Source organism: Rhodanobacter sp. BL-MT-08 (assembly GCF_054161255.1).
This window is the reverse complement of the sequence record NZ_CP167872.1, coordinates 667,219-680,399: the sequence shown is the minus strand read 5'-3', so window position 1 is coordinate 680,399 and position 13,181 is coordinate 667,219. Positions and strand designations below refer to the sequence as shown.

Genomic DNA, 13,181 nt, shown 5'->3' with positions numbered 1-13,181 from the left:
CTGCCCGTGACCGCAGTCAATCGCACTGGCGTTCCAACTTCCGATAGCCATCGAGTGCGGGACGCCGCACTCGATACGCTCGCATTGAAGCTAACGAACTCCATGGAGGCTGACTGGCTGGACTCCGCGCAAAAACTCATTCTCAAAAATGACGCTCATGCGGCGAGCAAGTTGTTGGAGACCGCAGTTGACAAATATCCCCGCTCGGTCGACCTGCGGCGATCGCTGGCCAGCGTCTACCTGCAGACTGGGCGCACCTTGCAGGCGGAAGATATGCTGCGAGCGCTGCTCCTCGACTGCCCCAACGACGCTGCCGCGGCATTTTTGCTGGCGCGCATGTTCGACACGCAGGGCCGTGCGAAAGCGATGGCGGAAACCTTGAGAGCGCTTTTTAAGCCGGGTAGCGAGTGCGACGACGCTGACCTGACCATCGCTGCCATTGAGCTGCTTGACGGCGCTGGTAAGCAAGCGGACGCAGCATCGATCTGCGAAGCCCGGATTGCGGCCGGCTCAACAGATGCGCGATTGCACGCTTACGCGGGCATGCTGCAGATTCAGCTCGGGTCGTTCGACGTTGCCAGGGAACGCTATCTGTACGCGATAAACAATCATGCTCAGGCGTTCGAGTGGAATGCGGCTGTCGCTTTAAGCAACCTGCAGCGCTACAGGGATGCGGAACACCCGGATCTTGTGCTTTTCAAAGCCGCTCTTGATAGAGTCGACATGAATGCGTCGGCGCGCGCTTCGTTGCTTTTCGCGCTAGGCAAGGCACACGATGATCTCGAAAATTATGCGCTGGCGGCGAAGTATTTCTTTGAAGCCAACGCGTTGGTGAGAAGAAATAAGCCCTGGTCACGCAAATTTTGGCACAACGCCATTGCCTCGCGATTGACGGCACGCGCCAGGTCTCCACTGAAGAAGCGACCGGCGAACTGGGCTCCGCTTTTCATTGTGGGAGTACCACGTTCCGGTACTACCCTTGCGGCTGAGCTTCTCTCGCGCCACCCCGATGTCTGCAATCGCGGGGAGCTTCCGTGGCTTCCACAGCTTGCGCAAACCCTTGAGTTGTCTGGTTACGCGGACGTAACGTCGCTGGAGAAAGCGAGATGCATTTACGAACCTCATCTGCTTCAAGACGACGGCTTCGACGCAAAATGGTTTGTCGATAAGGAGCCACTCAACTTGCTGCGCGTGGACGTGATCATGGCGATGTATCCCAACGCAAAGATCGTGTTCTGCGAACGCAATCCGCGCGATACAGCGGTATCTCTCTGGTCACAATATTTCAGTGGCGGAACGCAGGGCTATGCATACGACCTCTCCGACATACGCGTCGTCTTGGACGGCTGCAAGAGAATGAAGCAGCACTGGCTCGCTCGATATCCCCAGGCGATACAGGTACTCAAGTACGAAGCACTGGCAGCCGACCCTGCTTCATGCCTCAGCCAACTTGTGTCCTGGCTGGACCTGGCACCGCACGATTTTTCCAGATCAGCCGGCGCCCAGGCGTCGATCAGCACGGCAAGCCTTTGGCAGGCCCGCCAGCCGGTATACACGTCGTCTGTCGACCGCTGGCGCCACTACGTGACCTACCTTCCGGACCTGCTGAAGATCCCAGAGGTCTGACTGTCGTTACGCCCTGATTGCTTATGCGCCGACTAGGCGATGCCCTGCGATAGGGCAGCGGCAACATACGTTGGCAAACGTTACCGGTTACCAGGGAAAAGCATATACATCGACAGGATGTATTTATCGCCGGAGAGCGGCGGCCGCCCTGCATGCTGATACATCCAGTAAGGAGGAAACATCAACAAACGTCCCGCCCGAGCCGAAACCTTGATGCCAAGATCGCAAAACTCTGTCTCTCCACCTTCAGCAACGTCGTTCAAGTACCAGAGAAAGACCAGGTAACGATTTGCCACCTCGTATATGGCATCGAAGTGAGGTTGAAATTCCTCGCGTGCTTCCGCACGATAGCGTTTGATGCGCATTTCCGAAATCAGGGGCGATGATGGCACGGGAAGAGTCAGGCCGAGTCGCTGGTTGTATATAGCCAGGTGATCTTCGACCTGCTTGTAGAAATAGCCCTTGAAAGCGTCATCTGCCAGTGCCGAAATGTCGAGTTCGGTCCATGAGCTCGCATCGAGCCCCGCGCGCCAGCCGGGGCTTCGAACCAAATGGCGATCTGTGGTCTGCTGGAACGACGCTATCAGCTGTTCGCAAAAAGCCTTTGGTAGAGCGTCGTCAAAAGTCTGGACGTAGCTTTTTGCATTCAGGGCTGACCACGGTCTATCAGGCGTTGGCTCGGCTTTCATAACCCCAATGTTCCATGGTTTTTTTCAATAGCGGAAGTATAGGAGTGAAGGCATTTTCATAACGACGCCATCTGTCCACTGCCGACTTGTTTGGCGGCTGCGTAACTTGCGAATAACTCGGCGTGCTGATGAAGCCTTTCCGCTGCGCATGCTGATGAAAACTCTTCAGCGGCGTCACGTCCTCGATCTCGATGAACCGGCCGATGCGCTCGGCCTCGGCATCAAAATCATCGAGCAAGTCTTCGTAGCGTAAATTCAATACGCGCGGCTTGAGCAATTCCGTATGGTAGATCCAGTAGTTCATTCCGTTGACGTAGCCACGCGCCAGGCGATCCAACGACGAGCACAGCACCTGAAACCCGGGGGCACGAAAATTCTGCATGTAGCAACTCAAAATCACGTCGCAAGGGTGCCGCAGGGCGAGGATGATTGGCGAATCCGGAAAGAGTCGACAGATGAGGGGAATGTGCAGCAGGTTGAGCGGATTCTTGTCTACCAGGCGCTGGCCGGGTTTCAACTTAGCAACCGAATTAACTTGTTCCCAATACGCCCTCACCAGCGACTCACAACCGGCGACATCGAGGTCGCCCAATGCTTCCGGATAGAGTAACCCTCGGTCAATGACCTGCTCGGCGAGATTCTGCATGAACGGCTGTTCGTCCATGGAGGCGAGGGACGGATGAGCGTCAAGCATTTGTTCAAGCATCGTGGTGCCAGAACGCGGAAAGCCAACCACAAAAATGGGGGACATCGGCTGTGCGTCCAACCTGACGGGAAATTGCCATCCCGCTGCCTGCTTGGTGGTCATTCGTATCAACGAAGGCGCGAGAGGCTGCACTTCCGGCAACAGCAGTTCCGGCACCAGTTGTGCGGCGCCCTTCATTTGCAAAGTATGCGCAAGCGCAAGTGCAGCCAGTGCGGCCTGCGTATCGCCATCCTTGTCGCACGCCTTGGCCAGTGCGAAGTACAGATTGCTCTGTTCACGCGATTCGGGAGCGAGCGCGAGAAGCTGTTCAAGAAGTTGGCGCGTAATTGCTGGATCGGGTCCGCGCTGAGCCATCGCGCCCATGGCACCGATCACTTCATTGCGTTCACTTTTGTCGCTGATGCTTAGCGGATCAGGCAGTGTGCTCAAAATCGCACGCGCCTCGTCGAGCCGATTCACCCGCTCCAGCAGCAGAATCATGCGTACACGTGCACGTATCTGCTTTCCTTCCGTATCCAATGATTCGTTGAGCAGGCGTTCGGCCTCATCGATGCGGCCCATTTGCGCAAGCAGCCATGCAAGGTCAAGACGAAGCTCATCATCAAGGGGTGGCCACTGATGCCAGTCGGCAATCAAGCTGTCCACCTGCTTGCTGTCAGCGCATTCAAAACATGCCATCGCTGCATACAGACGCATTTGAACGTCGTCGGGCCGGCCGCGCAGTGCTTTCAGAAGATAGTCACGAGCTTTGACGTAGTCCGCGAGCTCCTTGTACAGCAGTCCTATATTGCCGAGCGTTATGACGTTATCGGGTGCCAGTTTTAGCGCTACCAAATAGGCTCGCTCAGCATCAGGCATTTTGCCCGCTTCGCGAAGTACCGTGGCTAGGTTGCTCCAGTGTTCGCTTACTCCCGGATACAACCAGGTGAGGCGCTCATAGATGTGACCTGCTTGATCAGCCTTACCCTTTTGTTGGAGCGCCATTCCGAGCATTGTCAGTAAGAGCTCGTGATCGGGCTCCGCCATTAGTAAACGACGACATTCTTGTTCAGCGAGGTCGGCATGCCCTGTCTGCAACAGCGTAACGATGCGTTCGATATCGAAATCTGCCATTACCGAGCCTGTTCAATGGGTGAAAAAAAACCGCGTGGCCTACGCCACGCGGTTTGGATTATAACGACGCCATCTTGGATCAGAACGTCACGGTGACTCGGCCCCAGAAATAGCGACCAATCGTGTCGTACGTGTTGGTATCGGTATTGGAGTTCAGCACATTGTTCTGATACATCAGCGGCGGCTGCAGATCAAACACGTTGTTGACACCGAAGTCGAACCGGGTGTGATAAGCCGCAAGATTGTAACCAATCGATACGTTGTGATAGATCTGCGCACCGTAGCGAATCTCAACGCCCTTAATGCCAATGTCAGCGCTGGACCCCTGCGTCAGATCCGCCGAGCCGATCGTTACCGAACCTACGTACTGCGTGCGCCAGCTGGCGTCCCATGGACCGTCTGTCCAGGTCAGCATACCCAGACCACGGAAACGAGAGAAGTTACCGTAGTTGTTGTTGTACTTGCCGGCAAGGTGTTCAGTAACGTCGCCTACCGTACCCGGAGCCGTATCGTTGTTGTAGCGGATCAGGTAGGTCGTATCCAGGGAGAAACCCAGATCGCCGTAGTTCTGACCGAAAACGTCAAAGTGCGGGATCTTATACTTGAAGCTGGAATCAATACCCTTGGTGTTGAGCTCGCCGAGGTTCACCGTTGGCTGAGCGATATAAAGGATATTGCCGCCGCTAGTGCTGCGGTGAATAAACGGGCAGAACGGGCTGGTTGCATCGTTGTAGCAAGCATTCAGTACCGTCTGCGCGCCGATCGCCGTGATCGTGTCATTCAGCTGCACACGCCACAGATCGGCGCTGAACGACATGCCCGGTGCCCAGCTGGGGTCATACACGAAGCCAAAATCGAACGATTTACCGTACTCCGGCTTGAGGTTATAGCCTGCGGCTACAGAGCCAGAGATGACGCCCGTGCTTTGCGAACCAACTTGGGCGTAGCTGCCGTCAGTCGGAACGTTCGCGCAGGCCGCGGCGTGCCCGCCTGTATAGCCGTTGCACGGGTCGTTGATCTGCGGAGCGTTACCCGTACCACCGGCATAAAGATCGCTCACCTGGGGGGCACGGAACACGCCGGTCACCGTGCCGCGCAGCAGCAGGTCGGTGAAGGGACGCCATTCAAGAGCAAATTTGTCGTTCCGCGTTGTGCCAGCGGACGAGTAATTCGAGTAGCGCGAACCCACAGTCACATTCAGCGACTTGACCAGCGGCACATCGGCCAGGATCGGCACAAACAGTTCGAAATATGCTTCTTTGTAGTTGTAACCGCCCGAGAGCGGAGTGGAGCAAGCCGACTGCGATACGAAGCAGGTACCCGCCGACCCGGTGGTCTGGGCGATGTAGTCAACGCCGCTGTTCTGGTATTCCTTGTCGTAGTCGGCGCCGACTGCGAGGCTGACTTCACCAGCCGGCAGACTGAACAAGTTGCCGTTGGCACTGACCTCTCCGCGCTTGGAGATATACGTCGTCGTATAGTACGGCGATGCAGCATACTGCTTGAGTGCAGTAATGGTCGCCGGATCATTAACATTGAAAATGTTAATCGGAGTACAGTTGGCGATAGGTGCGCCGAGCTGGCCGCAGGTCACCGTACCGGTGGTCGGATCCAGATACGACGGGCCAAAAGCACCCGACGCAGCCAGTCCGTTCAGGTACAAATAGCCACCGCTCTGGTGCAGCTCGCTGAGATGACCGTAGTCGACGTCAGCGTTCCACTGCCAGCTGCTGTCCTGGCCGAAATTGCCCTTGAGTCCGGCAACGGCTTGGCCGGTGGTGGTGTTGTAGGCGCCCACGCGCTGACCGAGCGTCGTGAAACGAGTTTTGAACTCGTTGCCGTTCGGGCCGAATTCCTGACCCGGATACGGATTGTAATAATTCTGACCGGAGATAGTGACGCCGTCCGTCTGCGCGTCAAATGGCAGTGGCGCCAGCGCGAATTGCGAGGAAGTCTTGTTGTAAAAGGCGTCGAAGTAGCCCGTGACGTTGTCCGAGAAATTGTAGTTGGCCAACGCGAAAACGTTGGTGCGTTCCTGCGGAGTCTGGATCAGGTTCTGGGTAGCGTAGTTGTAGCCATCGGTGCCGGTGTAGCAGCGATAGTCGGCCGCTGTCACCGCCCCAGGCTGAGTCGAGGAAAGCGTGCCGCCTTTGCAGCCATTGGCCGCCGCTACCGCCTTCGGAAACTGCAAGTATCCGCTTGGGGTACGGCTTGAGCCGCCATTGAACACTGAACCGGAGTACAGATAGGTAGCGTTCTTCGAGAAAGCGCGGTTTGCCGAGGAAATCGCATCGAACTTGTTGTAATCGATACCAGCAACGACATTGCCCTTGTCCGATGAGGTGCCGAATGTGGCTGTGTAGCCAGAGCTGTCGCCGTCTGCGCGATCAGACTGACCCACGTTCGCGCTGATCTGCGCACCCTGAAAATCGTTACGGAGGATGAAATTGACCACGCCACCAATGGCATCGGAGCCGTAAACCGCCGAGGCACCATCCTTCAGTACTTCAATGCGCTCGACCATGCTGGCCGGAATCGTGTTGACGTCGTTGTTGGTGACGCGATGGCCGTTGACCAGGATCAGGGTACGCTGGGCACCGAGGCCGCGTAGCGAGACCGTGGAGGAACCCGTACCGCCGCCGTTGTTGACGCGCGGGTTGGCCCCTGCGCCAGCGACGGACGGAATTTCCTGAACCAGATCGCCGAGCGTCTGCTTGCCGCTCTGCTGAATGGCAGCGCGATCGATGACCTGCACCGGATTGGACGTTTCCAGATCGACGCGGCGGATGTTGGAGCCGGTGACGACCACGGTATCCAGCGTCGAGGTCTTTTTGGCTGGCTGGTTGGCCGCGTCAGTACTGGAACTGCTGGTGTCCTGTGCGAATGCCGTTCCCGACATGCCGACGGCGACAACAGCGCCGAAAGACAGCGCCAGACGCACTGCTGAAGAAAGTTTTGTGACCCCAAGTTTCATGCGACACCCTCCGATTAATTATCGTCTATGGGTCAGAAGTGATCTGCCCAAAAAAATGCGACCCGGCCTAAAGTTCCCCTAAGCCAATGTTTTTCAACAACCGAACCCGAAACCCAGACCAACTAACAATATGTTAGCGATTTATAAACACTTTAGCCACTTTTCAGCTGCGGCGCATAAATGACGCGCAGAAACGGGCGTCCCACGTATACGCGCTTAACGTAACTTCACCCTATGCTGCATTTATCACGCGTATTTTACGCGTTGTCAACAAAATTTGTACATGAACAACGTTTCTAAACAACCTGTTATGGACATATTTGCCAAGAACAAGAACGCAACAAGTTACGCCGAGAAATGCTCTCGTCCCGTACGCCGCCTAGTAGCGCACGGTGTCAACTGCAATACGGTCATCTAGTCACAGGTGAGATGACCGCATTCAACAAGAGCGATCAAACCGCCATTGGATCCGCTCGCCAGATGACTTTGCTGCTCGTTATTTCTGTCAAGCACATCGACCCGGTGGATCTGATGCACCACCTCCCCGCGCTGTCGATAACATTGCATGCTATGTTTCGCCTGCCTTTCATGAGGGGGACGAGAGATGCGGATGGGTCTGGCTATCGATGCAGGGTGCGATCTTTCGCAGGCGTTTCTGCAGCGGCACAAGATCGTCGTGATGCCGATTACCGTGCGGGTGGACGGCGAGGTTTTCATGGACGACCGCGAGCCGGCCGAAATGCAGCGCTTCATTGATCGCCGTCTGGGCAGTCGCAGTCACTCGGCGGAAACGGAGCCGTGTTCGGTTGAAGAGGTCGAGAGCCTGTTTCTGGAAAAGCTCGTGCTCGACCACGACTGCATGTTCTGCCTCACCATCATGGCGACACGCAGCACGATAAATGAGCGCGTGAACCGCGCGAGCTTTGCGGTGCTGAAGAACTATCGCAAGGTGCGCGAAGCCGCTGCCGTCCCGGGGCCCTTCATGATGCGGGTGGTGGATACACGGAATATTTTTGCGGGATCGGCGCCTGCGGTATACGAGGCGGCGCGGATGATCGAAGCCCACGAGACGCCCGGGGCGATTCGCGAACGCCTGACCTATATCGCGGACAACAGTTACGGCTACATGCTGCCGCGCGATCTTTATTACCTGCGCGCGCGCGCCAAGAAAAAGAATGATCACAGCGTCAGCCTTTTCAGCGCCATGCTGGGTTCGGCGCTGGACATCAAGCCGCTGCTGCGTGGCTATCGTGGCGAAACCGGGCCGGTTGGCAAGGTGCGCGGTTTCGAGCACGGCGCCGAAGCGCTGTTCGCCTATGCCTCGCAACGCGTGCGAAACGGCCTGCTAGTGCCTTTCGTATGCGTGAGCTACGGCGGCGATCTGGCGGTGCTGGCAACCCTGCCCGGCTACGCCGGTTTGCAGGCCGCTTGCCAGGAGTGCGGCGTGGAGCTGATGGAGGCGCCAATGGGCATCACCGGCATGGTCAATGTCGGCGAAGGCGCCGTTACGCTGGGTTTCGCTGCCGAAGAGCACGAAGCGGACTTTTAGAGCGGGCACGTCGGCGGTTAAGCACCGCCACAACCTCTCAAAACCCGTAGTTCAGAAAGCCGCCATCGACCGCCAGCACCTGACCAGTGATATAGCTGCCAGCGGGCAGGCACAGGAACGCGATCGCCGCCGCGACCTCCTCGGGCTCGCCGATCCGGTTCAGTGGCGTGCGTGCCAAAACCTCGTCCAGGTAATCGGCGTCGGCCAGCGCCGGCTCCGAGCGCTGGGTGCGGATATACCAGGGCGCGACCGCGTTGACGCGGATGCCGTCCACTGCCCATTCGGCAGCCAGATTGCGGGTGAGCTGATGCAGCGCGGCCTTGCTCATGCCGTAGGCCGAGCCGGTGCGCACATGCGTGATACCGGACACCGAGCCGACGTTGACGATGGCCGCGTTCGGATGTTGCACAAGCTGCGGGTGCGCCAGCCGGCACATCTCGAACGCGGCGAACACGTTCTGCTCGAATATCTGGCGGTATTCGTCGCTGCGATAATCCAGCGTGGCCAGCGGCTGGTTGCCACCGGCGTTATTGATCAGCAGCGACAGCGGCGCGCCAAGGTCGGCAATCCAGTCGAACACAGCCAGGCGTTCTTCGGCCTGGGTCAGATCCGCGCCAAAGGCCAGCACCTCGACCTCGGGGAAGTCGTCGGCCAGTTCGACCATCACCTGTTCGAGATAATCCGGATCGCGGGCGACCAGCAGCAAGTTGGCACCAAGGCCGGCCAGCTCGCGCGCGGCGGCATAACCGATGCCCTTGCTGGCACCGGTGATCAAAGCGGTGTGGCCCTGAAGTTGCCAGGCATCGATGCGGCTGTTCATGCGCGCAGCTTAAAGCCTCTGCCGTTCGCGCGCATCGTTGCCGGCAAGACAAACCTTGCCCGGCCGAGTCCGTGGCAGGACACTGGATTACTCGAACCCGCCAGAGAAAATCTCATGAAGCCGCTACCGATCCTGCTCGGCGCGCTTGCCTTGGCCGCCTGCTCCAGCAAGCCACCCGAGCCAGTGGCGAAAGCGCCGCCGGTCGAAACTCCCTTCGATGCGATGCGCGCCGATGAGCAGCGGGCGAAGGACGTGCAGAAAACCGTCGACCGGCAGGCCGAGGAGCAGCGCAAGCAGATCGAGGCGCAGCAACAATAGTTGTCACGCGCATCCCGAACGCGCAGCAGACGCCGCGATTCAGTGTGGGCTGCAGAGGCAGTCGGCATAGATGTTGGGCGTACCCGCCCTGGCGTTGCGCAGCAGCTGCAGCTCCGGTGCCAGTGCCGGGATCTGCGCGACCCAGCTCGGCAGGCGCAGACCCCAGGACTGCAGGATGCGGACACCGGCGCTCTGATTGAGGCCGAGCAGAAAACGCTGGAACCCGCCCGTGGGCGGCTCGATGTAGCGCACGGGATAGTCGTTACCCAGTTTCGCCAGGCTCGCGGCATCGGACACAGCGTCGCCCAGACCGCCGAGCTGATCGACCAAGCCACGGTCGAGCGCCTGTTGCCCGGTCCACACGCGGCCCTGCGCAATGGCATTGATCGCGTCGTAGCTCTTGCCGCGCGCGGTAGCCACGTTGCCGACAAAGTCGTGATAGCCCTTGTTGATGATCGCCTGGATCACCGTACCGACTTTCGGGTCCAGCGGGCGGGTGATGTCGAACGCACCGGCCATCGGGCCGGTTGCCACGCCATCGCTCTGCACGCCGAACTTCGCCAGCGTGTTGGGGATGGAGTAGTACAGACCGAAGATGCCGATCGAGCCGGTAATCGTGTTCGGCTCGGCGAAAATCCTGTTGGCGTTCATCGAGATCCAGTAGCCGCCGCTGGCCGCCACGTCGCCCATCGATACCACCACCGGAATGCCGGCCTCGCGCGTCAGCTGCACCTCGCGGCGAATCTGCTCGGCCGCGAACACTTCGCCGCCGGGCGAGTTGACCCGCAGCACCAGCGCCCTGGTCTTGCGATCCTCGCGCGCCTGCCGGATCAGCGCGGCGGTGGACTCCCCGCCGATGGAACCGGGCGACTGCTTGCCGCCGGCGATCTCGCCTTCGGCCACGACGATGGCTACCCCCGGATCAAACCCGCCGGCCGAAGACGTCTGAGTTGCCAGATAGCGGGCTTGATCCACCTGGCGGAAGCCGTGTCCCTTGGCGTCGGCGGGCACGCCCTGCTTGCGCAGCATCGTAATCAGATCGGCACGCGTGGCCAGGCCGTCGACCAGATGCTCGTTGAGCGCCAGCTGGGCCAGATCGCCCTGCGTGCTGGCGATGGTCTGCGGCAGGTTGTCGATATCGGCGCGCAGCGTCGACGGATCGATCTTGCGCAGCGTAGCCACCTCGGCGAGGTACTGATCCCACAGGCCGCCCAGCCAGTAACTATCGGCCTGCTTCGCCTCGGGCGATGCCTGTTCGAGGATGTACGGCTCGGCCGCACTCTTGAACTGGCCTACGCGGAACAGGTGCACGTCGACGCCGAGCTTGTCCAGCAGGTTCTTGTAGAAAAGGCGGTAATCGGCCAGACCGGCAAGCATCACGCCGCCCTGCGGATCAACCAGCAGGCGGTCGGCGTGCGCGGCCAGATAATACTGGCTCTGGTCCAGGTTCACGGCCCACGCAATCACCGGCTTGCCGGTGGCGCGGAACCGGTCCAGCGCCGCGCCAACCTCGTGCAGCGCGGCGAAACCGCCGCCCTGTAGTTCATCCGGCAGCAGCACGATGCGGGTGATGCGCTTGTCCTTGGCCGCCGCGTCGATCGCGCCGACGATGTCGCGCAGTTGCACCTGCTTCGGCTCGTTGCCGGACAATCCATCGAGCGCTCGCTGCAGCGGGTCGATGCTGTATTGCTCGACCAGCTGGCCCTGCGGCTTGAGCACCAGCACGCTGTCGTTCTGCAGCGTGCGCGCCACGCGGCCGCCGGCCACACCACCGGCGATCGCCAATGCCACGATGAACAGCAAGGTAAAAAACAGCAGGTTGATGATCACCAGCCGCACGACGTTGATGCCTCGCCCCAGCGAGCGGATAAAAGCCCAGAAACCGCGCGGGCGGCGGGGCGGCGGCAGTGGTGGCGTCATGCGTGCTGCTCGTGTGAGGTAGTGAGGGGTTGATGGGCGAATTCAGAGCCCAAGCGTAGCCGGTAAAATCGGCTCGGTCACTGCGGCACGCTGCCAGCGATGGCGCCAGGCGCTGCGCCAGAATCGAACAAACAACAGCACGGCGGCGACCGACAGGCCGGCGATCAGCCCCATCCACATGCCGCGCGCGCCCATGCCTCGGTGGAACGTCAGCCACCAGCCCAGCGGCATGCCGATCACCCAGTAGGCAAACAAGGTAATCGCCATCGGTACGCGGGTGTCCTTCAGCCCGCGCAGCGCACCGTTCGACGCCACCTGGATGCCGTCGGAAAACTGAAACAGCCCGGCCAGCATGATCAGCTGCACCGCCAGCGCGATCACCTTGGGGTCGTGCGTATACAACGAGGCGATGAAATGCGGCAGGCCGAGCATCAGCGCCGCCGAGACCAGCTGCGTGCCCAGGGTCAGGCCGATGCCGCAAAAACCCGCGTAGCGCACGCCGCGCGCATCGCCCCGGCCCACGGCGTTGCCGACCCGCACGGTAATCGCCATGGCCAGGCCCAGCGGAATCATGAAAAACAGCGAGGCGATATTGATCGCCACCTGATGGCTGGCGATCACGTCTTCGCCCAGCGAGCTGATGATCAGCGCCGTAGCCACGAACAGCCCGGCCTCGGCCAGCAGGGTGACCGCCATCGGCAGACCGACATGCGCCAACGCCCCGATGCGCCGCAGATGCGGCCATTCGAAATGATCGAGCAGACCCAGGCCGCGATAGTTCGGATGTTTCAGCACGTAAAGACCCAATCCCAGCATCTCGATCCACAGCACGGCCGCGGTGGCCATGCCGCAACCGTGCGCGCCCTGCGGCGGCAAGCCGAACTTGCCGAACATCAGCACATAGCCCAGCGGCACCAGCAGCGCCAGACCGCCCAGGCTGAAATACATCGACGGCCGGGTCAGCGACAAACCCTCGGACAAACCGCGCAGGGCGAAATAACACGTCAGCGCCGGCGCGCCCCAGCTGATCGCCAGCAGAAACGCCTGCACGTCATGGCGCAGGCTGGGAGTCACGCCCATCAGCTCGATCAACGGCATCGCATGGCGCACGGCAAACCACAGCAGCACCCCCATGCCGATCGCCAGCCACAGCGCCTGACGAAACACCGCACCGACTTCGAGCCGTCGGCCGGCGCCATCGAGCTGCGCCACCCATGGCGGCACCGCCATCATCATGCCGATGCCGCTGACGATGGCCAGCGACCAGATGCTCGCGCCAACCGCCACGGCGCCGAGCACGTGCGCGCTGAAATGTCCGGCCAGCAGCGCATCGATGACGTTGCTGCCGATCGCCGCCAGCTGGGCGAACACCAGCGGCAGCGCGAGACGTACGGTGGCATGCAGCTCGTGCGTCAGACGCGCACGCTCGGGGCGGAAGGCTTTCATCGACGTGGCGTATTCATGAG

General features: G+C 59.9%; 9 protein-coding genes. 3 read left to right on the top strand and 6 right to left on the bottom strand.

Features of this window, described 5'->3' with window-relative positions; all coding sequences use genetic code 11:
• Window positions 1-6 precede the first annotated feature (6 nt).
• Window positions 7-1,626, top strand: a complete 1,620-nt coding sequence (locus ACDK93_RS02720; protein ID WP_458071054.1) for a tetratricopeptide repeat-containing sulfotransferase family protein — start codon at window positions 7-9, stop codon at window positions 1,624-1,626.
• 80 nt (window positions 1,627-1,706) lie between these two features.
• Here ACDK93_RS02720 and ACDK93_RS02715 read toward each other — a convergent pair whose 3' ends face one another.
• The 3 genes from ACDK93_RS02715 to ACDK93_RS02705 all read right to left on the bottom strand — a co-directional run bounded on the left by ACDK93_RS02715 (window position 1,707) and on the right by ACDK93_RS02705 (window position 7,108).
• Window positions 1,707-2,315 (bottom strand): 2OG-Fe(II) oxygenase, encoded by a 609-nt coding sequence (locus ACDK93_RS02715; RefSeq protein WP_458071053.1) that lies wholly within the window; start codon window positions 2,313-2,315, stop codon window positions 1,707-1,709.
• Complete coding sequence (locus ACDK93_RS02710) at window positions 2,293-4,134, bottom strand: tetratricopeptide repeat-containing sulfotransferase family protein (protein ID WP_458071052.1); 1,842 nt, start codon at window positions 4,132-4,134, stop codon at window positions 2,293-2,295. The genes ACDK93_RS02715 and ACDK93_RS02710 overlap by 23 nt, the downstream gene beginning before the upstream one ends.
• 79 nt (window positions 4,135-4,213) lie before the next feature.
• Entirely contained in the window at window positions 4,214-7,108 is a 2,895-nt protein-coding gene (locus tag ACDK93_RS02705) for a TonB-dependent receptor plug domain-containing protein (RefSeq protein WP_458071051.1), read from the bottom strand.
• A gap of 604 nt (window positions 7,109-7,712) precedes the next feature.
• Here ACDK93_RS02705 and ACDK93_RS02700 point away from each other — a divergent pair.
• Entirely contained in the window at window positions 7,713-8,657 is a 945-nt protein-coding gene (locus tag ACDK93_RS02700; protein ID WP_458071050.1) for a DegV family protein, read from the top strand.
• A 37-nt stretch (window positions 8,658-8,694) separates the two neighbouring features.
• Here the strand turns inward: ACDK93_RS02700 and ACDK93_RS02695 are convergent, their stop codons facing one another.
• The gene (locus tag ACDK93_RS02695; protein WP_458071049.1) at window positions 8,695-9,477 is read right to left on the bottom strand and encodes an SDR family oxidoreductase; all 783 of its coding nucleotides are present in this window, start codon (window positions 9,475-9,477) and stop codon (window positions 8,695-8,697) included.
• 114 nt (window positions 9,478-9,591) lie between these two features.
• Between ACDK93_RS02695 and ACDK93_RS02690 the strand changes: the two genes are divergently transcribed.
• Window positions 9,592-9,795: a hypothetical protein gene (locus tag ACDK93_RS02690; RefSeq protein WP_458071048.1), complete on the top strand. Its 204-nt coding sequence runs from the start codon at window positions 9,592-9,594 to the stop codon at window positions 9,793-9,795.
• Between the two features lie 39 nt (window positions 9,796-9,834).
• Here the strand turns inward: ACDK93_RS02690 and sppA are convergent, their stop codons facing one another.
• Together sppA and ACDK93_RS02680 are read right to left on the bottom strand one after the other, a co-directional pair.
• Entirely contained in the window at window positions 9,835-11,715 is a 1,881-nt protein-coding gene (gene sppA, locus ACDK93_RS02685; protein ID WP_458071047.1) for a signal peptide peptidase SppA, read from the bottom strand.
• A gap of 42 nt (window positions 11,716-11,757) precedes the next feature.
• The gene (locus ACDK93_RS02680; protein ID WP_458071046.1) at window positions 11,758-13,161 is read right to left on the bottom strand and encodes an MATE family efflux transporter; all 1,404 of its coding nucleotides are present in this window, start codon (window positions 13,159-13,161) and stop codon (window positions 11,758-11,760) included.
• Between the last annotated feature and the right edge of the window lie 20 nt (window positions 13,162-13,181).

Bases quoted from the DNA above. Each gene is read 5' to 3' on its own strand.
- ACDK93_RS02715 (WP_458071053.1), bottom strand. From the start codon at position 2,315: ATGAAAGCCGAGCCAACGCCTGATAGACCGTGGTCAGCCCTGAATGCA.
- ACDK93_RS02690 (WP_458071048.1), top strand. From the start codon at position 9,592: ATGAAGCCGCTACCGATCCTGCTCGGCGCGCTTGCCTTGGCCGCCTGC.
- ACDK93_RS02705 (WP_458071051.1), bottom strand. From the start codon at position 7,108: ATGAAACTTGGGGTCACAAAACTTTCTTCAGCAGTGCGTCTGGCGCTG.
- ACDK93_RS02680 (WP_458071046.1), bottom strand. From the start codon at position 13,161: ATGAAAGCCTTCCGCCCCGAGCGTGCGCGTCTGACGCACGAGCTGCAT.
- ACDK93_RS02700 (WP_458071050.1), top strand. From the start codon at position 7,713: ATGCGGATGGGTCTGGCTATCGATGCAGGGTGCGATCTTTCGCAGGCG.
- ACDK93_RS02695 (WP_458071049.1), bottom strand. From the start codon at position 9,477: ATGAACAGCCGCATCGATGCCTGGCAACTTCAGGGCCACACCGCTTTG.
- ACDK93_RS02710 (WP_458071052.1), bottom strand. From the start codon at position 4,134: ATGGCAGATTTCGATATCGAACGCATCGTTACGCTGTTGCAGACAGGG.
- sppA (WP_458071047.1), bottom strand. From the start codon at position 11,715: ATGACGCCACCACTGCCGCCGCCCCGCCGCCCGCGCGGTTTCTGGGCT.